This is a genomic window from Cellulomonas alba, assembly GCF_030362835.1.
GTDB classification, from domain to species: Bacteria; Actinomycetota; Actinomycetes; order Actinomycetales; family Cellulomonadaceae; genus Cellulomonas; species Cellulomonas alba.
Genome location: NZ_JAUCGQ010000001.1, coordinates 596,060 through 615,836 on the forward strand (window position 1 = coordinate 596,060; position 19,777 = coordinate 615,836).

Annotated in this window: 18 protein-coding genes; 6 read left to right on the forward strand and 12 right to left on the reverse strand. The window is 75.8% G+C overall.

What is annotated here, in order from left to right; genetic code table 11:
• Positions 1-14 precede the first annotated feature (14 nt).
• The 5 genes from QRT04_RS02665 to QRT04_RS02685 all read right to left on the reverse strand — a co-directional run bounded on the left by QRT04_RS02665 (position 15) and on the right by QRT04_RS02685 (position 6,358).
• The gene (locus tag QRT04_RS02665) at positions 15-752 is read right to left on the reverse strand and encodes a VOC family protein (RefSeq protein WP_289453337.1); all 738 of its coding nucleotides are present in this window, start codon (positions 750-752) and stop codon (positions 15-17) included.
• Positions 753-794: 42 nt separating this feature from the next.
• Positions 795-2,624: a dipeptide ABC transporter ATP-binding protein gene (locus tag QRT04_RS02670; protein ID WP_289453338.1), complete on the reverse strand. Its 1,830-nt coding sequence runs from the start codon at positions 2,622-2,624 to the stop codon at positions 795-797.
• Entirely contained in the window at positions 2,621-4,306 is a 1,686-nt protein-coding gene (locus QRT04_RS02675; protein WP_289453339.1) for an ABC transporter substrate-binding protein, read from the reverse strand. Before QRT04_RS02675 ends, QRT04_RS02670 begins: the two co-directional genes overlap by 4 nt.
• 94 nt (positions 4,307-4,400) lie before the next feature.
• Positions 4,401-5,402 (reverse strand): ABC transporter permease, encoded by a 1,002-nt coding sequence (locus QRT04_RS02680; protein ID WP_289453340.1) that lies wholly within the window; start codon positions 5,400-5,402, stop codon positions 4,401-4,403.
• A complete protein-coding gene (locus tag QRT04_RS02685) occupies positions 5,399-6,358 on the reverse strand; it encodes an ABC transporter permease (RefSeq protein ID WP_289453341.1) in 960 nt (319 codons plus the stop codon). The genes QRT04_RS02680 and QRT04_RS02685 overlap by 4 nt, the downstream gene beginning before the upstream one ends.
• Before the next feature lie 271 nt (positions 6,359-6,629).
• Here QRT04_RS02685 and QRT04_RS02690 point away from each other — a divergent pair, with 271 nt between their 5' ends.
• Positions 6,630-7,127: a hypothetical protein gene (locus QRT04_RS02690; protein ID WP_289453342.1), complete on the forward strand. Its 498-nt coding sequence runs from the start codon at positions 6,630-6,632 to the stop codon at positions 7,125-7,127.
• A 34-nt stretch (positions 7,128-7,161) separates the two neighbouring features.
• Entirely contained in the window at positions 7,162-9,918 is a 2,757-nt protein-coding gene (locus QRT04_RS02695; RefSeq protein WP_289453343.1) for a M48 family metalloprotease, read from the forward strand.
• A 13-nt stretch (positions 9,919-9,931) separates the two neighbouring features.
• On the opposite strand, the gene QRT04_RS02700 is transcribed toward QRT04_RS02695, so the two are convergent.
• On the reverse strand, positions 9,932-10,984 hold the full coding sequence (locus QRT04_RS02700; RefSeq protein WP_289453344.1) for an SDR family oxidoreductase: 1,053 nt from the start codon (positions 10,982-10,984) through the stop codon (positions 9,932-9,934).
• Between the two features lie 255 nt (positions 10,985-11,239).
• Between QRT04_RS02700 and QRT04_RS02705 the strand changes: the two genes are divergently transcribed.
• Positions 11,240-11,800, forward strand: coding sequence for a hypothetical protein (locus QRT04_RS02705; protein WP_289453345.1), 561 nt, complete (start codon positions 11,240-11,242; stop codon positions 11,798-11,800).
• A 98-nt stretch (positions 11,801-11,898) separates the two neighbouring features.
• On the opposite strand, the gene QRT04_RS02710 is transcribed toward QRT04_RS02705, so the two are convergent.
• From QRT04_RS02710 to QRT04_RS02735, 6 genes are all read right to left on the reverse strand, one after another.
• A complete protein-coding gene (locus tag QRT04_RS02710; protein ID WP_289453346.1) occupies positions 11,899-12,606 on the reverse strand; it encodes a GAF and ANTAR domain-containing protein in 708 nt (235 codons plus the stop codon).
• On the reverse strand, positions 12,507-13,091 hold the full coding sequence (locus QRT04_RS02715) for a hypothetical protein (RefSeq protein ID WP_289453347.1): 585 nt from the start codon (positions 13,089-13,091) through the stop codon (positions 12,507-12,509). The genes QRT04_RS02710 and QRT04_RS02715 overlap by 100 nt, the downstream gene beginning before the upstream one ends.
• 143 nt (positions 13,092-13,234) lie before the next feature.
• A complete protein-coding gene (locus tag QRT04_RS02720) occupies positions 13,235-15,124 on the reverse strand; it encodes an ATP-binding SpoIIE family protein phosphatase (RefSeq protein ID WP_289453348.1) in 1,890 nt (629 codons plus the stop codon).
• Positions 15,125-15,147: 23 nt separating this feature from the next.
• Positions 15,148-16,071 carry an ANTAR domain-containing protein gene (locus tag QRT04_RS02725; protein WP_289453350.1) on the reverse strand — a complete coding sequence of 308 codons (924 nt, stop codon included), beginning with the start codon at positions 16,069-16,071 and terminating at the stop codon, positions 15,148-15,150.
• Positions 16,072-16,292: 221 nt separating this feature from the next.
• Entirely contained in the window at positions 16,293-17,150 is an 858-nt protein-coding gene (locus QRT04_RS02730; RefSeq protein WP_289453351.1) for an SDR family oxidoreductase, read from the reverse strand.
• Between the two features lie 28 nt (positions 17,151-17,178).
• The gene (locus tag QRT04_RS02735; RefSeq protein WP_289453352.1) at positions 17,179-17,391 is read right to left on the reverse strand and encodes a hypothetical protein; all 213 of its coding nucleotides are present in this window, start codon (positions 17,389-17,391) and stop codon (positions 17,179-17,181) included.
• Between the two features lie 337 nt (positions 17,392-17,728).
• Here QRT04_RS02735 and QRT04_RS02740 point away from each other — a divergent pair, with 337 nt between their 5' ends.
• From QRT04_RS02740 to QRT04_RS02750, 3 genes are read left to right on the forward strand one after another with little or no spacing between them, the layout of a single operon-like run.
• Positions 17,729-18,496 (forward strand): hypothetical protein, encoded by a 768-nt coding sequence (locus QRT04_RS02740; RefSeq protein WP_289453353.1) that lies wholly within the window; start codon positions 17,729-17,731, stop codon positions 18,494-18,496.
• Positions 18,496-18,924 (forward strand): phage holin family protein, encoded by a 429-nt coding sequence (locus QRT04_RS02745; RefSeq protein WP_289453354.1) that lies wholly within the window; start codon positions 18,496-18,498, stop codon positions 18,922-18,924. Before QRT04_RS02740 ends, QRT04_RS02745 begins: the two co-directional genes overlap by 1 nt.
• Positions 18,921-19,766: a DUF3618 domain-containing protein gene (locus QRT04_RS02750; protein ID WP_289453355.1), complete on the forward strand. Its 846-nt coding sequence runs from the start codon at positions 18,921-18,923 to the stop codon at positions 19,764-19,766. Before QRT04_RS02745 ends, QRT04_RS02750 begins: the two co-directional genes overlap by 4 nt.
• Positions 19,767-19,777: the final 11 nt, after the last annotated feature.

Sequence of the window (19,777 nt, forward strand, 5' to 3'; positions counted from 1 at the left end):
CGGTCGCGCTCACGTCACCTCGGGTGCAGCACGCAGAACTGGTTGCCCTCGGGGTCGGCGAGCACCCGCCACGGCACGTCGCCCTGGCCGACGTCGGCGTCGGTCGCGCCCATCGCGCGCAGGCGCGCCACCTCCGCGTCCTGGTCGGAGCCCGGCGTGGGCAGCAGGTCGACGTGGATGCGGTGACGCAGGGCACCCGGGTCGTCGACGCGGACGAGCTCGAGGTACGGGCCCACACCGGCGGGCGAGCGGAGCCGCGCCCACTCGTCGTGCTCCTCGTGCACCGTCCAGCCGGCTGCGGCACCCCAGAACCGCGCGAGGCCGCGCGGGTCGGAGCACCCGACGACGACCGCGGCGATCGGTCCCGTGTCGGCGTACACCGGCCGCGGCTCGAGCACGCAGAACAGGTTGCCCTCGGGGTCCGCGAGGACCGTCCACGGCACGTCGCCCTGGCCGATGTCGGCCCGCGTCGCGCCGAGGCCCTCCAGCCGCGCGACGAGCTCGGCCTGGTGCTCGGCCGACGTCGAGGCGAGGTCGAGGTGCGCGCGGTACCGGACCGTCTCCGGGTCGGGCACGCGCACGACGTCGACGCAGACGGCCGTCGGGTCCGGCCAGTCGAAGCCCACCGGCTCGACGTTCGTGACCCCCGGGCCCTCGCTCGACAGGGCCCAGCCGAGCGCCTCCGCCCAGAACCGGCCGACGCGCTCGTCGTCCCGCGCCTTGATGTTCACCTGGACCAGCTGCAGCGTCACGCGCCCGACGTTAGGCGCCCGGCGCGGGTCGCGCCGCCGGCTTTACGCGTCGGCGGCGGCTCGAGCCGCGCGGCGCTCGGCCTGCCGCTCCGGGTCGGCGACCGGCGCCGCACCGATCAGCGCGCGCGTGTACGCCTCGCGCGGCCGTGCGAGGACCTCCGCCGACGTCCCGGACTCGACGACGCGCCCTGCGTGCATCACCGCGACGCGGTCGCACACGCGCTCGACGACCGCCAGGTCGTGCGAGATGAACAGGCACGCGAAGCCGAGCCGCGCCTGCAGCTCGCGGAACACCGCGAGCACGCGCGCCTGCACCGAGACGTCGAGCGCGCTCGTCGGCTCGTCGGCGACGAGCACGTCGGGGTCGAGCGCGACCGCGCGGGCGATCGCGATGCGCTGCCGCTGACCGCCGGACAGCTCGTGCGGGTACCGGTCGGCGAGCTCGGGCCGCAGGTGCACGGCGTCGAGGAGCTCGCCGACGCGCGCACGGACCGCCTCCGTCGACAGGTCCGTGTGCAGCCGCAGGGGCTCGGCGACGCTGCGGGCCACCGTCCAGCGCGGGTCGAGCGTGGAGGCCGGGTCCTGGAACACGACGCCCGTGCGGCGGCGCAGCGCGCGCTGACCGGCCCGGCTCGCGTCCGCCAGGTCGGTGCCCGCGACGACCACGCGGCCGCTCGTCGGGCGCAGCAGACCCGCCACCACCTGGCCGAGCGTCGTCTTGCCCGAGCCCGACTCCCCCACCAGGCCCAGCACCTGGCCACGCTCGATGGTCAGGCTGACGCCGTCGACCGCGTGCACCGGCGGCCGGCCGCGCGAGCCCGGGTAGGTGACGCGCAGGTCGTCGAGGCGGACGACCGGGTCGGCGGCGGCGGTGTCGGCGGAGACGGCGGTGTCGGCGGAGACGGCGTGCCCTCGAGGGCTCTCGACGGCCGCGCCCGGCGCGGGCGCACCCGCCTGCGTCGGGTCCGAGGGCGCGGCAGAGCCGCCTGCTGCCGCCGTCACGCCCAGCTGCGGCACCGCGTCGAGCAGCGCGCGCGTGTAGTCGTGCCGCGGCGCCGCGAACAGGTCGCGCGCCTCGGCGTGCTCGACCACGTGACCGTCGCGCATCACGACGACGTCGTCGGCCAGGTCGGCCACCACGCCCATGTCGTGCGTGATGAGCAGCGTCGCGGTACCGCGCTCGTCGCGCAGCCGGCGCAGCACGTCGAGGATCCCGGCCTGCACCGTCACGTCGAGCGCCGTGGTCGGCTCGTCGGCGACGATCGCGACCGGGTCCTGCGCGAGCGCCATCGCGATGAGCGCCCGCTGGAGCTGGCCGCCCGAGAGCTGGTGCGGGTACGCCGCCGCGATGCGGTCGGGGTCCGTCAGCCCGGTCTCGAGCAGCAGCGCGCGGACCTGCTCGCGCGTCTCGCCGCGCGACACCCGGCGGTGCGCCCGGACCGCCTCGGCGACCTGGCCGCCGATCGTCAGGACCGGGTTCCACGCGCCCATCGGCTCCTGCGAGACGAGCGAGACGACGGCGCCGCGGACGGCACGGAGCGTCGCGGGCGCCGCACCCACGAGCTCCACGCCGGCCACGTCGTCACCGGCGCGGACCCCGTCGCCGTCGCGCCGCAGCACGATGCTGCCGCCGACCCGCGCGGTCCGCGGCAGGAGCCCGAGCACGGCCATGGCGGAGACCGACTTCCCCGAGCCCGACTCGCCGACGAGCGCCGTCACGCGGCCCGCCCGCAGCGACCACGAGGTACCGGCGACCGCCACGGTGCGCGGCTCGCCGGGCTCGCGCGCGTCGAACTCGACGGTCAGCCCCTCGACCTGCAGGAGGGGCCGACCGTCGCGCTCCGCGGCCGTGCCGCGCGTCTGCGTGCTCACTGGCCCAGCGTCACCTTGAGGTAGTTCGGGTAGGCGGGGAACGCGGGGATGACGAAGTTCTGCACGTGGGAGCCGTGCAGGAACGAGTTCTTCGTGTAGATCAGCGGCACGACGGGGGCGTCCTGCATGATCCGCTTGTCCGCCTGCGCCCAGATCGCCGCGGCCTTGCTCGTGTCCGTCTCCACCGTCGCCTGCGCGATGAGCTGGTCGACCTCGGGCTGCGAGTAGCGCGAGATGTTGTACCCGCCCCCGCCGATCTGCGACGAGTCGAACAGCGGCTGGATGTTGCCGTTCGCGCTCGGGAAGTCCGGCTGCCACGACGACAGCACGAGGTCGTACTTGGAGCCGTCGCCCTGCGTGACGGTCTGCGACCAGACGTCGTCCGGCTGGGACACGATCGTCACCTTGAGGCCGACGCGCGCGAGGCCCTGCTGGATCGCCTGCCCCTGCGCGGGGTTGGTCGCGTCGGAGTCGACGAGCAGGCGCAGCTGCCGGCTCTTCCAGCCGGCCTCGGACAGCAGCTGACGGGCCTTCGCGACGTCACCCGACGGCGCCGCCTGGTACAGGTTGAAGTCCTGCCGCCCCGCGATGCCGGGCGTGATGAGCGTCGAGGCGAGCTCGCCGCCCGTCGCGCCGCCCGACGCGACGAGGAACGCCTGCTTGTCGACCGCGTACTGCAGCGCCTGGCGCACCTTGACGTCGGTCAGCCCCGGCGCCTGCGTGTTGATCGCGAGGTACGCGAGCGCGCCCGCGCCCGACGTGACGAGGCGGTCCTTGGCGGAGGGGTCCCGCGCGACCTGCGCGAGCTGCGCGGGCGGCACGAAGTTGGCGCCGAACGCGTTCTTGTCGGCCCCCGAGTCGGCGATGAGCCGCTTGGCGCTCACCGTCTGGTCCTGGCCGAGCTCGAACACGATCGAGTCCGGGCCCGCCGTGCGGACCGCGTCGGTCGAGCGGTCCCACTGGTCGTTCCGGACCAGCGTCACCGACGCGCCCTGCTGCGTCTCGGCGACCTTGTACGGGCCGGTCGCGACCGGCTTCGTCGTGTAGCCCGAGACGGAGTCCTTGGCCTGCGGCACCGCGCCGAAGGCCGGCATCGAGACGATCCAGGGCCAGTCGCCGAAGGCCGACTTCAGGTGGAAGACGATCGTCGAGTCGTCGGGGGTCGCGATCGAGTCGAGCTCCTTGCCCTGGTAGGGCCCGGTGTACGAGTCGCCGCCGACCAGCAGGCTCTTGTGGTAGCTGAGGCCGCCGGACAGCTCGGGCGCGAACGAGCGCTCGACCGAGTACTTGACGTCCTTCGCCGTGATCGGCGTGCCGTCCTCGAACTTCAGACCCGGCTTGAGGTGGTACGTCCACGTCTTGCCGTCGTCCGACGGCGTGCCGGTGTCGGTCGCGAGGTCGGGGACGACCTTGGACGGCTGTCCCGCCTGCGCGTCCCACGTCGTGAGGCGGCGCTCGACCAGGCCCAGCGTGGTGATCGCGAGGTTCTGGCTCGTCGCGGGGTCCCAGTTGATCGCGGTCTGCGACGTGAGGATGTGCAGCTCGCCGCCCTGCTGCGCCGCGGCCGCGGGGGCGCTCGACGTGCTGCTGGTCGTCGGGTTCGCGTTGCAGGCGGCGAGCACGAGCGCGGTCGCGGTCGCGGAGGCCGCCAGGAGCAGGCGGCGGGTTCGGGTGGTGCGCATGAGGGTCCTTCCGGGGGCTGTCTGCGGGTGCGTCATCGGGGGCGGCGCTCGAGGCGCCACCGACATCGCCGGGCCGGCCGCCACACGCGCGCGGTCATGCGCGCACCCGCGGGTCGAGCACGCCGTAGACGAGGTCCACGACGAGGTTCGCGACGACGATGAGCGCCGCGGAGAACACGGTGATGCCGACGACGAGCGGCAGGTCGGTCGTGCTGACCGCGTCGAGCAGCAGCGCGCCCATGCCGGGCATCGAGAACACCTTCTCGGTGATGACCGCGCCGCCCAGCAGCACGCCGAGGTCGAGGCCGAAGAGCGTGATGATCGGGATCGTGACGTTGCGGAGCGCGTGGCGCGTGACGACGCGGCGCTCGGGAAGCCCCTTGGCGCGAGCCGTCCGGGCGTAGTCCGAGCCGAGCGCCTCGATCATCTGGGCGCGCGTCAGCCGGGCGTAGATCGCGGCGGAGAGCAGCGCGAGGACGCACCACGGCAGCACGAGGTGCCACGCCCAGTCGACCGGGCTCGTCGCGAACGGGACGTAGCCCGAGACGGGGACCATGTCGAGCGTGAAGCCGAACAGCAGGATGCCGAGCAACCCGACGAGGTAGCTCGGCGCCGAGACGCCGGTGACGGCCGCGACCATGAGCCCGCGGTCGAGCGCAGTGCCCCGGCGGACGGCCGCGACGGTCCCGGCGAACACTCCGATGACGAGCCACAGGATCGCGGCGCCGATGGCGATGGACGCGGTGACCGGGAAGCGCGCTGCGATGAGCGTCGTCACCGGCTCCCGGAGCTGGAACGAGTACCCGAGGCACGGCGCCGGGCAGTGGATCGCCGCGGCACCCGTGCCGAATGTCCGGCCCGTGAAGATGCCGACGACGAAGTCCCACCACTGCTGGAGCGGCCCCTTGTCGAGCCCCATGAACGCCTGCGCCGTCGCGAGCCGCTCGGGCGTGCACGGCTTGCCGCACGCGGCGGCCGCCGGGTTCGCCGGGAGCAGCACGAACACCGCGTACGTCAGGAACGAGACGACCGCGAGGACGAGCACGACGGTCGCGACGCGGGTCGTGAGGAAGCGCAGGACGTGGCGCGCGTTCACCGGCGCACCGCCCTCGGGTCAAGCGCGTCACGCAGGCCGTCGCCGAACGCGTTGAACGCGAGCGTGATGCCGAACAGCGCGAGGCCCGGGAACACCAGGTACATCGGATCGCTGCTGAACCACGTGACGGCGTCGCCGATCGAGCGGCCCCACGACGGCGTCGGCGGCTGCACGCCCACGCCCAGGAACGACAGCGCGGCCTCCGAGCCGATCGCGCCGGGCACCGAGATCGTCGCGAACACGACGACCGTCGCGGCGAGGTTCGGCAGCACGTGGCGCAGCACGATGTGGCCCGAGCCCGCGCCGAGGCCGCGGGACGCGCGCACGAAGCCCAGCGACCGGAGCGTCAGCGACTGCGCGCGCACCACCCGCGCGATCGAGGTCCAGCCGAACAGCCCGATGACCAGGACGAGGATGAGGATGCGCGGCGAGTGCGGGAACCGCAGCGGGATGATCGCGCCGAGCGCGATCATGAACACGAGCGCCGGGAAGCCCAGCAGCACGTCGACGATGCGGCTGACGAGCACGTCGACCCAGCCGCCCGCGTAGCCGGCGAGCACCCCGAGCGTCGCGCCGACGAGCACCGCCACCGCGGTGGCGCCGAGCCCGACCGCGAGCGACGCGCGCGAGCCCATGACGACGATCGCGAACAGGTCGCGGCCCGTGAGCGGCTCGACACCGAACCAGTGCTCGGCGCTGATCCCGCCGCCCCAGCCCGCGGGCGCGCCGTTCTCGTCGAGCGCGTCGAGGTGGTACGTGTACGGGTCGACGCCGAGCCAGCCGAGGAAGAGCGGGGCCGTGAGCGCCACGACGACGTAGCCGACGACGACGAGCAGGCCGGTGAACGCGAACCGGTCGCGGCGCAGCACGCGCCACCACGTCTCGCGGCGCGCCGGGCGCGCCGCACCTGGGCTCGAGGGCGCAGCGACCAGCTCGTCGGCGTGGTCGAGCGTCATGGGTCTCCTAGGGTCGGTCGGTCGTCGTGCGGCGGCGCTGCGGACAGCGACAACAGGCGCGCACGACCTCTCCTTCCTGACGAGACCCAGGATGCGCCGACCCGGCGGGCGGCGCTCGACGCCGAGGCGTCCCGAGCAGCATACGTCAGTGATGGGATGACTCGGCCCAGCACCCTGGCGCCGCCGGCCGCGGTGCGGGACCGTCGGGTATCACCCGCCGTCGCGCCCGTTCCTCTCCAGGACGAGGCCGAGCGGGGGTCGAGGAGGCGTCATGACGACGACACCGGACGTCGAGCAGGCGGCGGCACGGGAGCTGGCGCGCGAGGCGCTCGCGACCGCCTCGCCCGACGAGCTGCCCATCCTCGACGAGACCGCGGACCTGTACTTCGACGACCCGGCCGCTGCGCTCGCGCCCGGCCGCGGCGAGGGGACGGTCGGGTTCGGGCTCGAGCTCGCGCTGCTGGGGCCGTTCATCGTGCACGCCGCGGTGGCCGCCGTCCGCTGGCTCGCGTCCGTCGTCGCGGACTCGGCCCAGGAGGAGGGCGCCGAGGCGGTGCGCGCCGGGGTGAAGGCGCTGATCGGCCGGCTCGCGGGGCGGCACCCGGACCCGAGCACGGCGCCGCACGCGCTCGCGCTCTCCGACGCGGACGTCGCACGGCTGCGGGCCGTCACGCGGAGCAGCGCGACGAGCGCCGGGCTCGACGAGGCGCGCGCGGGCCTGGTGGCGGACGCCGTCGTGGGCGCGCTGCTGCGCCCGGCGGCGACCTGAGCTCCTGGGCACGGACGCCGGGAGGGGGCCGACGATGACCACCACCACGAGCGCGCCGGGCGCCCGCTGGTACCCGGCGACGACCTTCGCACCGTCGCGCACCGCGACCGCCACCGTCACGCTCGCGACGGCACTGGTGGCCGCAGGGCTGTACCTCGGTGCGTGGGCCGAGAACGCGTCGCCCGCGGGCCGCGAGTGGGTCGCCCGGCTCGAGGTGTGCGTCGAGCGCACGCGGGCCGCAGGGCTCACGCTGCCACGCGCCTCGGCACTCGAGGCGTGCACCGCGGGTGTCTCCTCGCGGCTCGCCCTCGCGTCGGCGCTCGGGGTCGTGGTCGTCGCCGGCCTCGCGGCGATCGGCGCGCTGCTGGTCCCGGTGGTGCTGCGGCGACGCCACGCGCTGCGGCCGGCCGACGCGCGGTTCACGACCGCCGTGGCGCGGTTCGGCGCCCTCGCCACCGAGCTCGGCGTCCCCCGCGCGCGGCTCGACGTCGGCGGCCCGCGGCAGACGGACGCGTTCGCGTACGGCGCCGGGCGGGTCGCGCTGCCCCGCGCGCTCGCGCTGCGGGCCCGCGACGTGCGGCTCTTCGACCCCGTGGTGCGGCACGAGCTCGTGCACGTGCGGCGGCGCGACGCCGGCTGGGTGTGGGTGGTGACGGCCGCCTGGTGGGTGCTCGCCGTGCTCGTCGTGGTGCCGGTGGTGTGGGCCGTGGTGGACGGCGACGCCTCGATCCTCGGCGCGTACGTGTGGCGGTCGGTGGTGCTGGTGGCGGCGACCTTCGTCGCGGCGCGGGCGCTCGTGCGCGACCGGGAGCACGACGCGGACCTCGACTCCGCGCGCAGCGACGAGCAGCGGGCGGCGCTCCGCACGCTGCTCGCCCGCCAGGCCGACGCGGCGACCGGCCGCCCACGCCCGCCGTGGCTCGCGCTGCACCCGAGCGCGGCGGAGCGCGTCGCGGTGCTCGACCGGCCCGCGCTCGCCTCGCGTGTGACGGCGCTCGACGCGGCGGCGGTCGCGTTCTTCGGCATGCTCGCGGTCGCGCTGGTGCGCGGCCTGCTGCTCACCGCGCCGGGCGCGAGCTCCGTGGCGATCGGCGTGCCCGCCGCGGGCCTGGGGCTCATGCTCGGGCTGACGCTCGGCCTCGCCGCCTGGCGCGACGCCGTCCTCCGCCGCGCCGCGGGCACCCGGGCGTCGGTCGCGCCCGCGGCCGCCGGCGCCTTCGCCGGGATCGTGCTCGGCGGCGTGTGCTCGCTCGGGAACTCGGCCGGGCTGTCGCACTCGACGCCCGTCGGGCTCGCCCTGACCGCGCTCGGCGTCGCGGGTGCGGTGGTGCTGACGCGGGGGCTCGGCGAGCTGACCGCGGACGCCGCGCCGCACCTGCCGCGCGTCGCGGCGTGGGTGGTCGTCGCGGTGGGCGCGTCGGCCGCGTTCGCGATCGCGCTGTGGGCCGGGCTCACCGTCGACGCGTCGCTGAGCCTCGGCGGTCGCTGGCTCGGTCTGATGACCGCCGCGACGCTCGTGCCCGTGGTGTGGCCGGCCGCGACGTTCTGGGGGCTCGCGGCGGTGGCCGCGCTGCTCACCGTCCTGCGTCGCGCCGCCGGGGTGCCCGCCTGGGCGCACGCCGTCGACGAGCCCCGACCGGTGCGGCCGTGGCCGCTGCGGACGTCGCCGACGCTGGCCGCGCTGCTGCTGGTCGGGCTCTGCGGGGGCGTTGCCGGCGCGGCGGCCGTCGCCGTGTTCCGCGCCGTGGCAGGGGCGGCGAGCGCCGACGCGGCCGAGCAGCGGTACGCGGTGTACACGTGGGTGCTGGGGGCGACGGCGGTCGCCGCGGTGCTCGCGGCGGTGGTCGGGCTGGGCGCCGACCTCGCGGCCGCGCTCGTGGCCGGCATCACGGCCGCGCTGGTGGCGGTCGCGGGCTTCGTGCTGCTGAACACCGCGCTCGGTGGGCACCTGACCTGGGGTTTCGTGCAGCCGGTGCAGCGCGGCATCGTGGCGATGGGGCTCGTGCTCGTGCTCGTGACGGCGCCGGGGCTCCTCGCCGTCCGGGCGGGCCGGGTCCCGGGCGCCGGCGCGGCCCTCGCGGACGACGCGGTCGCAGACGCGACACCCGTGGACGCCTGGCGCGACGACGCGGGCGACGCACCTCGGCGTGCACCGCGCCGACTCGTCGCGGCCGGCGTCGCTGCCGCTGCCGTCGCCGGTCTGCTCGGCGCGTCGGCGCTCACGGCACGGGACGCGCTCTACCCGGCCGCGACGGCCGAGGCCGACGCCGTGGCCGCGCGGGTGGCGGCCGCGAACCTCGCCGGCACGGTCGGGTCGGGTGACGGGTCCGACGGGTCCGACGGGTCCGACGGGTCCAACCGGCCCTCGCCGACGGACACGTCGGTGGCCGTCGGCCCGTCCGCGGCCGACGTCCGGTACCTCCAGCAGGTCGTCCCGACCGTCGCCGCGTCGGTCAACGCGCTCGACCGCGCGCTCGCCGCCGTGATCGCCTCGGGTGGCGACGGCACCGCGATGGCGTCCGAGATCGAGGCCGGGCCGGTCGCCGCGGCGCGTCAGCTGCGGGACCTGGCGCGGACCGACGGCGCCGGGCTCGAGCTGCCCGCAGTGGTCGCGGCGCACGCGCTCGAGGTCCGAGCCGCCCAGGACCTGCTCTCGGCCGTCGCGGCGTGGGCCGTCGGCCTGCGGTTCGACGACGCCTCGGTCCAGGGGCGCGCGCAGGACGCGTACACCGCGGCGTTCGGCGAGTGGCAGCGCTGGGGCGCGATGGTGTCGGCCGCGGCCGGCTCGTGACGCTCCGGCCGCCTCAGCGGCGGCGGACCCGCGCGACGATCCCGACCGTCGCGGCGACGCCCGCGGCCGCGGCGCCGGCGAGCACGAGCGGACGGTGCTCCGACGCCCACAGCTGCGGGCTGCGGTCGTGCGCGCGGTCGTCGAAGTCGCCGTGCGCTCCGTGGTCGCCCGGCACCGGCTCGTAGAGGTTGACGCCGATCGCGTGGTGCGGGTCCTGCGTCGTCTGCTGCGCGTCCTCCCCCGTACGGCCCAGGTAGTGGTCGAGCAGGCCGGGGATCGTGCGGTTGCCGAGGATCGTCCCGACCGTCGGCGAGCCGACCCAGATCTCGCGCCGCGGGTGCGCCGCCATGTGCGACACCGCGTCCGCGCCGACCTCCGGCTGGTAGATCGGCGGCACCGGCTGGGCGTGGTGCGGCATCAGGTTCTTGAGCCAGCTGAACTGCACGGTGTTGAGCGCCGGCATGTGGACGATGCCGATCTGCACCGGGCTGTGGTCGTGGAGCAGCTCGGTCCGCACGCTCTCGGTGAACCCGACCATCGCGTGCTTCGCCCCGCAGTACGCCGCCTGCAGCGGGATCCCCCGGTAGGCCAGCGCGCTGCCGACCTGGATCACCGTGCCGTGGCGCCGCGGGACCATGCGCCGCAGGGCCGCACGCGTGCCGTTGACGAAGCCGAGGTACGTCACGGCCGTCACGCGCTCGTAGTCGTCCGGCTCGACGTCGAGGAACGTGCCGAACACGCCCGTCATCGCGTCGTTCACCCAGAGGTCGATCGGACCGAGCCGCTCCTCGACCTGGTCGGCCGCCGCCTCGACCTCGGCGTGGCGTGCGACGTCCGTGGGCACGCCGAGCGCGCGCCGGCCACGGGCCGCGACGTCGGCCACGGCGCCTGCCTGCCCGTCGCGGCCGCGGGCCAGCACGGCCACGTCGTAGCCGTCGTCCGCGAGCCGTCGGACGATCGCGCGGCCGAGGCCGCCCGAGCCGCCCGTCACGACCGCGACGCCGCGGGGACCGGGGTCGCCCGTCGTCCGGTCGAGGGCCGTCACGTCGAGGGTGTCCTGGGGCATGGTTCCTCCGTCGGGTGCCGAGGGCCCGCTCGCGGAGCGCTCCGAGCGGGGACTCGACGGTAGGCACGCCCACCGCGCGTCGCACGCCGGGAACGGCCGGCACGCTGGGATGCGCCGGGCGGCGGGACGCGTCAGCATGAACCCAGCGGTGAAGTCGGCGCCGTGCCGGTCGCGTTCACCCGGACGGCCACGCTCGGGCAGCGCCGACCAACCGCACGGCGGCGGACCGGCCGCCCGAGCGGCCAGGAGCTGCCCATGAGCACTCGACCCGAATCGTCGGCGCGGCGCGTCGGCCAGCTGCCGACCGTCGGGCCCCCCGACCGCCGGGTGCTGCGCGTCTACCTCGGCGACCACCTCACGGGCGCGGACGCCGCCACCGCGCGCGTGCGCTGGATGGCGCAGCGGTACGCCGACCAGCCCTGGGGCGGCGCGGTCGGCGAGCTCGCCGACGGCATCGCGTCGGACCGCGTGGCGCTCGTGGAGATGACCCGCCGGCTCGGCATCTCGCCGCCGATCCCCCGGCGCTGGCTCGGACGGCTCGGTGAGCGCGTCGGGCGGCTCAAGCTCAACGGACGCGTGGCCCAGACGTCGCCGCTGACGCCCGTCGTCGAGCTGGAGGCCCTTCGTTCCGGCATCGCCGGGAAGCGGTCGCTGTGGGCGACGCTCGAGGTCTGGTCCGGCCCGCTCGGGCTCGACGCGGTCGAGCTCGCGGCGCTGGGCGCGCGCGCCGACGCGCAGCTCGCGACCGTCGAGCGGACGCTGCAGGCGGTCCGCCCGGGCGCCTTCGTGCGGGCAGCGCAGGAGCGTGGGGCGTGAGCCGGCCGGGCCCGCCTCGCCTCTGACGCCTGCGGCGGGATCCGCTCGAGGGCGGCCGCGGCCCGGTCGCTCGGTACGGCGGTCGGCGCGGCCGGTCGTCAGGTCGCGCGTCGACCGTGTGCGCGCCACCGGGTCGGTGCGACGTCGTCGGGCAGGGCTGCCTCGACCACGATGCGGTGCGCGATCACGCGCAGCTTGACGTTCTCGCGCTGGCTCAGCTCGGCGAGGTGCGCGAAAGCCTCGTCCGGCGTGCAGCCGCGCTGTGCGATCACGACCCCCTTCGCCTCGTCGATCTCCTGGCGGGAGACCAGCGCGAGATCGAGGTGCACCGCGAGGGCCGAGAGACGGTCGCGCTCGAACATCCCCGCGAGCACGGAGCCCGCCGCGGTCGCGAGCGTGGTGGCCGCGTCGCGATGCCCGGGTCCGAAGGCCCGGGGGCCTGAGGAGCAGCAGGTGAGCAGCCCTGCGTGCCGGCCGTCGACGCGCACGGGCGCCACGAGCACGGAGCGCACGGTCGTGCCGGTGGCGATCCGCGCGAGCCGTGGCCAGCGCGCGTCCGCGAGCAGGTCGTCGCTGATGACCACGTCGTCGTTCTGCTCGGCGAGCAGCGAGGGCCCCTCGCCGCAGCGCAGCTGGTTCGCGTCCAGCCTCGCGGCGAGCTCACCGGCGTACCCGACAGCCGCAGGCGCTTCTGAGGGGCCGAGCGTCAGCGCCGTCGACCCGGCGCCTGCACCCCGACCGACGCCGCCCGCGCGAGCGCGACGAGAACCTCGTGCCGGCCGCCCCTCGAGGACGCCACGCCGCACATCTCCGCGAGACCACGCGCGAGCGCCGTGTCGCCGCGCTCGACGCTGCCCGCATCGGGCACCGTCCAGGTGAGCAGGTCGGGCGCCCGCTCGGCCGCGACGACGACGTCCAGGGCCGCCGGCTCGCTCTGGCCTGGGTGGGTGCTGTGGCCCGGCACGGGCGGCGACGCGCCGGCGCGCGATCGGCGGTGCACAGTCGCGGCGGTCTCGGAGGCGAGGCCGCGGAGGGCCGCGCGCTGCACGCGGATCTCGTCGTCGGCCGCGAGCAGCTGCTGGGTGGCACCGGCGAGCAGCTCGTCGAGCCCGTCCGTGTCACCCACGCAGTCGCGACGGCCCAGCTGCCGCAGGGCGGTCTCCGCGCGCGCGAGCTCGGACGAGCTCCAACCGGGCGCGCCTTCGTCGGGCGCACGCCGCCGGCGGGCCGCGCGCGGGACGGCGCGGGTCGCCGTGGCGCTGCCGTGCACGTCCATGTCGTCGGTCGTCATCACAGGCTCCTCGGGGCGGGACGCACGGTGCCGGACCACCTGGCTGGCCGGAGGAACGATCTCGTCGAGCGTGCGACAGCAGCACCGGTGCTGCAACCGCACCCCACCGCGATCGGCGGCCCCGAGGATGGTCGGAAGCCGCGTCAGACCTCGACGAACGGCGTACCGGCGATCGCCAGCGTCCGCGCGGGCCCGGACGCACGCGGCACGCGCAGCGTGACCGGCGCCTGGTCGCGCTGCCCGCCGCGGATGCGCTGCTCCAGCACCCGGATGGCCACGCTGCCGAGGAACGCCGAGGCCGCGATGCGTACCTCGACGGGTACCACGCCGCCGCGCGACTGGCGGTCGAGATGGGTCTCGAGGCGACGGGCCGCAGGGCCGGTGTCGAGAGCCCCGTGCACGTGGACCACTCCGTCGCCGTCCGTCGAGACGTCCGCACCCTCGGGCCGCGGCGCCTCGCGGGGCGTGACGAGCGGAGGAACGGGCGCGCGCCGCCGCGCGTCGACCTCGAACTCCACGCGTGTGCCGCCGCCCGACGCGTCGACGGTCACGCGCGCACCGCCGGCCGACACCATGGCGAGCCCTCGCCCGCGGTCGGCCACGTCCCGCGCGGGACTGAGCCAGTGGCCGTCGTCGGCGACCGTCAGCGTCACCGCCGCTCCGCGCAGGCGCAGCTCGAGCCGCACGTCGCCCGTGGCCGCACCGCCGTACCCGTGCTCGATGCTGTTGGCTGCTGCCTCGCTGGCGGCGAGCACGAGCACCATCGACTCGAGCTCGTCGAGTCCGGCCGCCGACGCCCAGGCCGACACCCAGGAGCGCACCGAGGCGAGCCGCGACGGCACCGCCGGGATGTCGAGCCGCGCGTCGGGGACGGCGGGTCGGCGCGCGGCGACCAGCATCGTCACGTCGTCGACGTAGCCGTCGTCGAGCGCCCACGGCACGTGCAGGCACAACCGCTCGGCGACCGAGGCTGTCTCGTGGCGCGCCATCACCGCACCGCGGACCGCCTGCTCGGCCGCCGCGGCGACCCGCTCCAGTCCCGCCTGGAGCGGGCGGTCGGCCCGTTCGACGAGGCCGTCCGTGAACAGGACGACGGCCTCGTCCTCGCCGAGCCGGGCAGACTGGACGGACCCGGTCGCGTCGACGCCCAGCGGGCCGCCGCCCGTCGGCTCCAGGTTCCGGGCGCCGGTCGGACCGACCACGAGAGGCCCCACGTGGCCCCGGGTGGCGTAGTCGAGCTCTCCCGTGTCGGGATCGAGCACGACCACGCACACGGTCGTCGCGAACGCCTGCGCGGCCACCTGCGCGTACCGGTCCATCGACGCGAGCGACCGCTCGATCGACTCGCCGTCGAGCAGGTGCGACGCGAGGACCGCGCGCATCTGGCTCATGGCGGCTGACGCGGCGACGCCGTGCCCGACCACGTCACCGACCACGAGCGACACCCTGCCGTCGGGGATGATCGCCGCGTCGAACCAGTCTCCCCCGGCGGCCTGCTCGCGCCCGGCGACGAGATAGGTGGCCGCGATGTCGAGGCGCGGCAGCACCGGCACGCTCGACGGCAGGAGGGCGCCCTGGACCGCGGAGACGACGCCCCGCGCGACGTCGTAGCTCTCCTCCACCCCCGCGAGGCGCGACGCCGCCGACCGGCGCTCGCCGACCTCCGCGGTGACGTCGGAAGCGAGGACGAGGACCCCGAGGAACGTGCCGTCGGCGTCGTACCACGGCTCCAGCGACCACCGGATCCAGAGCTCCGTGCGGTTCTCGCCCAGCTCGACCAGCGCCTCCTCCGGCCCGACGCGGTGGCGCGTGCGCACGGCCTCCTCGAGGCGCGGCAGCATGCGGCTCGCGACGGGCTCGGTCAGCGCGTCGGCCGCCGAGGCGCCGACGACCTCGCCGATGCCCCAGTCGCGCGCCTGCCGGTTCGCGACGACCACGCGAAGACCGTCGGCCGCGATCGCGGCCGCGGCGACGGGCAGGTCGTCGAAGACCTGCTCCACGCCAGCCCCGGTCCCGGCGGGCATCCCCCTCATGCCACCAGCGTCGCATCCGCGGGTCAGGGCCGCGACGCGGCCTCCACGACGTCGAGCGCGTCGCCCGCCAGTGCCAGCGAGCTCCCCGGAGCCGCGACGATGCGCAGGCGCAACCCGCGCGCGCGTTCGCGTCGGGAGAGGGACGCCAGGACCGCGACGCCGGCGGACCCGACGTGCGACGCCTCGCGCAGGTCGATGACGACGCCGCCCGAGGGCCGGGGCGCCGCCGCGAGCGCGGCCGCGAACGTGCCGGCCGTCGCAAGGTCGACGGTGCCGCGCACGGTCAGCACGGCCACGCCGTCGTGCACGGCCGTGGTCACGTCGATGCCCATGGCGGCGATCTCGAGGTCGACCGCCTCCTCGCCGAACGCGACGAAGAACAGCTCGTCGAGCTGCGCGCGCACGTCCGGCGCGAGGCCGCCGACCGTCACGGCCGCGCGCACCACCCGCTCGGCGAGGGACAGCAGCTTGACGTTGCGCTGCTGCGAGCTCCACCGCAGCAGCTCGAACGCGGCCTCGCCGTCGATCCCGTACACCAGCATCAGGACGCCTTTGGCCTGGTCGATCACGGCGTGCGACTCGACCGCGCGCCGGAGCTGGTCGTCCACCTGCGCCGCCACCGCGCTGCGGAACGCGACGCCCGCGTCCAGCAGGAACCCGACGATGGCGCGCCGGCCGTCCGGCCCGGCCTGTCCGACCGCCGTCAGGTCCACCATCAGCTCGTCACCGGCGAGGTCGACGAGCACGTACGACAAGGCGACCGGCTGGTCCGAACGCACGCAGGAGCGCAGCGCCGCGTCGACGCGTTCACGCTGGTCGGGGTGGACGTGCCAGAGCAGCACGTCGCGCGACGGGACGACCTCGCCCGGCGCCATGCCGTGCAGCTCGAACAGCTGGTCGGACCACTCGGCCCGGCCGTCCTCGGCGTTGATTCGGAAATGGCCCACGCGGGCCGTGGCACGCTCGTGCACGGTGTCCCCACAGGTTCAGGGCGACCTGGTCGCACTTGCGGGCTGCTGTTTCAACCCGTTGCCGCACCGCCGCGGCGATGCGTTCCTGCGAGAGTAATGCCCCGCCGCGCGGTCGGCAGATCGGGGTGCGAGCACCCTGGTCAGCCGTGCGGGCGGCGTGCGTCCCCCGCTCGAGGCGGGCGCGAATCCCGCTCGCGTCAGAACACCGGCTTGCCGCCCGTCACGCCGAGCACCGTGCCCGAGACGTACGACGCGGTCTGCTCGGACGCGAGGAAGACGAACGCGTGCGCGACCTCGGCCGGCTGACCGGCGCGGCCGAGCGGCGTGTCGGAGCCGAACTTCTCGACCTTCTCGGGCGGCTGCGTGGCCGGCTGCAGCGGCGTCCAGATCGGCCCCGGCGCGACGGCGTTGACCCGGATGCCGCGCTCGGCGAGCTCGGCCGCGAGGTTGACCGTGACATTGTTGATCGCGGCCTTCGTCGACGCGTAGTCGAGCAGCGGCTCCGACGGCTGGTAGGCCTGGATCGACGAGCAGTTGACGATCGACGAGCCGTCCTTCAGGTGCTCGAGCGCGCTCTGCGTGACCCAGAACAGCGCGTAGAGGTTCGTCTTGAACGTGCGGTCCAGGTCCTCGCTCGTGATGTCGGCGACCGACTCGCGCCGCGCCATCTGGAAGCCCGCGTTGTTGACGAGCACGTCGAGGCCGCCCAGCCCGTCGACCGCCGTCCGGACCGCGCCGCGCGCCTCGTCCTCCACCGTCAGGTCGGCGGGCACCAGCACGCAGCGTCGGCCGGCGTCCTCCACGAGCCGGCAGGTCTCGTCGGCGTCCGGCTGCTCGTCGGGGAGGTAGACGATCGCGACGTCGGCGCCCTCCCGCGCGAAGGCGATCGCGACGGCGCGGCCGATGCCCGAGTCGCCGCCGGTGATCAGCGCGCGCCGGCCCTCGAGGCGCGACGCGCCGACGTAGCTGTCCTCGCCGTGGTCGGGGCGCGGGCGCATCTCGCCCGTCAGGCCCGGCGGCGTCTGCTGCTGGGCCGGGAAGGTCTGCGCGCTCATGGGGGTCCTCTCGCTCTGGGTGTTCGGGTCAGGAGCCCGCGGGGTACTGCGGGTCGCGCAGCAGGCGGGCGCCGTGCACCAGGTGCGCCGCGAGCGTCGCGGTGGTGCCGGCAGTGGTGTCGGGCGTCTCGTCGAGGTCCTGGTCGTCGGTCGAGCCCATGTCGACCTCGACAGCCGGGCGGACGTCGTGCTCGACCTCGCCCGTCACGCCGTGCGTCCCGGTGGTCGTGGCGTCAGCCATCGGGAGCTCCGTCCGGGCGGGCACCCGCCGTGGCGCGTGCCCCGTTGCCGGCGCGCTTCCAGACCGACCGTGTACGCCAGCCTCGCACGGCGCACGCGGCCCGCAACCGGTATCGGCCGCCGGGCCGTGCTGCGTCCAGGGGACCGACCGTCCGGCTGGCGGGCCCACGGGAACCTGCTTACTTTCGTGTCTCGGCGATGCCGACGTGACGGGAACGCGATGCCGCGTCCCCCGTCCCCGAGAGTCGAGCCAGAGCTCTCTCCCACCACCTCGATGCGTACGTCTTGTACGGGCGCCGGCGGGAGACCGCCCCGGCGTCGAGCCCTCGGGAGGCACGATGAGCGAGTACGACCAGTCCGGACGCGCGGGCACCGGAGGTGCGGGTTCGTCCGCACAGGCCGCCGCGCAGACGGCGAAGGACGAGGCCCGCGACGTCGCCGGCACCGCGAAGGACGCGGGCCAGCGGGTCGCCAACCAGGCGAAGGAGTCCGCGAGCGAGGTCGCGCACGAGGCGCAGGACCAGCTGCGCGGGCTGTGGGACCAGACGCGTGGCGAGGTCAGCGGGCAGGCCGCGAGCCAGCAGTCCCGCCTCGCCGACGGCATGCGGACGTTCTCGGGCGACCTGCACACGATGGCGCAGTCGGCCGACGGCGGCGTCGCCGCGGAGGTCGTCCGCCGCGTCGCCGAGCAGAGCGGGCGCCTCGGCGACTGGCTCGCCGAGCGCGGTCCCGGGGAGGTCCTCGACGAGGTGCGCGCGTTCGCGCGCCGCCGGCCGGGGACGTTCCTGCTGGTCGCGGCCGGCGCGGGCGTGCTGGTCGGACGGCTGTCGCGGGCGCTGAAGGACTCCTCGTCGCAGGGTTCGTCGGGCCACGGTCCGTCCACGCAGCGGTCGTCGTGGGGGCAGCGCTCCGCGGCGACGACGAGCACCGGCAACGGCCTGCGCCCCGAGCCCGTGTACGACGAGACGCGCCAGGCCACCGGCACCGCGCAGCCCGGCGCCACGCCGCCGCCCGCGTTCCCGCCGACCTCGGCCGGGCCCGCGCCGGCGAGCGCTCCCGCCTTCCCCCCGACGCCGACGGGGCCGGCGACCGGCGAGGTGCTCTGATGACCGCCGGGCCCGATCCGGTCGCACCCGGCCGCACGACCACGAGCTCGGCGTCGACCGGCGAGCTGTTCGGGGCCGTGACCCGCGACCTGTCGACGCTGATCCGGCAGGAGATCGAGCTCGCGAAGGCTGAGGCGACGCAGTCGGCGCGCAACGCCGGCCGCGGCGTGGGGATGTTCGGCGGCGCGGGCGTCGCCGTGCACCTCGCGCTGATCTTCGTCTCGCTCGCGCTCTGGTGGGCGCTGGGCGACCCGGTCGGCCTCGGGTGGTCCGGCGTGATCGTCGCCGTGCTGTGGGCGATCGTCGCGGCGGTGCTGGCCCTGCGCGGCCGTACCGAGCTGCGCCGCGTCCAGGGCCTGCCCCGCACGGCCGACACCGTCAAGAAGATCCCGCACGCCCTGCAGGGGCACGAGGAGGAGAACTCATGAGCAGCGACCCGGACGAGATCCGTTCCGACATCGAGCGCACGCGGTACGAGCTGAGCTCCGATGTGGACGCGCTGGCCGACAAGGTCAGCCCCGGACGCGTGCTGCACCGGCAGGGCGACCGCCTGCGGTCCGCGGGCGGCTCGCTGCGCCACCGCGTGATGGGCTCGGCCGACGACGTCCGGTCGTCGGCGCACGACGCGGCCCACGGCGTGGGCGACACGATCGAGTCCGCGCGCGACGCGGTCGCGTCGGCACCCGACGCCGCCCGCGAGCGCACGGCGGGTAGCCCGCTCGCCGCCGGCCTGGTCGCCTTCGGCCTCGGGCTGGTGGCATCCGCGCTGATCCCGGCCTCGCGTCCCGAGCAGCAGGCCGCCCAGACGGTCAAGGAGAAGAGCGAGCCGCTCGTCGACGAGGCCAAGCAGGCTGCCCAGGACGTCGCCCAGAACCTCAAGGAACCCGCCCGCGAGGCGGCGAGCCGCGTCGGCGACACGGCCAAGCAGGCGGCGCACGACGTCAAGGGCGAGGCCGCGAGCGCGAAGGACGACGTGGTCGACCACGCGCAGGACGCGCAGGAGAAGGTCAGGGACGCCGCGGGAGGCGCGACGTCGGGCGGAGACGGAACCGGCCCCGGGTCCGGCACCTCCGGCTTCGGAGCGTCGGGCGCCGGCACCTCCGGCTTCGGCGCGTCGGGCGCGGGAGCGTCGGGGCCCGGCACGGCGGGCAGCGCCGGCGTCGGCACGACGCGGGCCCCCGCGTCCACGTTCGAGCCCGAGGAGACCGGCTCTGGCTCGGACCTCCCGCCGTCGTTCCCGCCGGACCCCTCGTCGACGGGGCGGCCGTGACCGCCACCGTC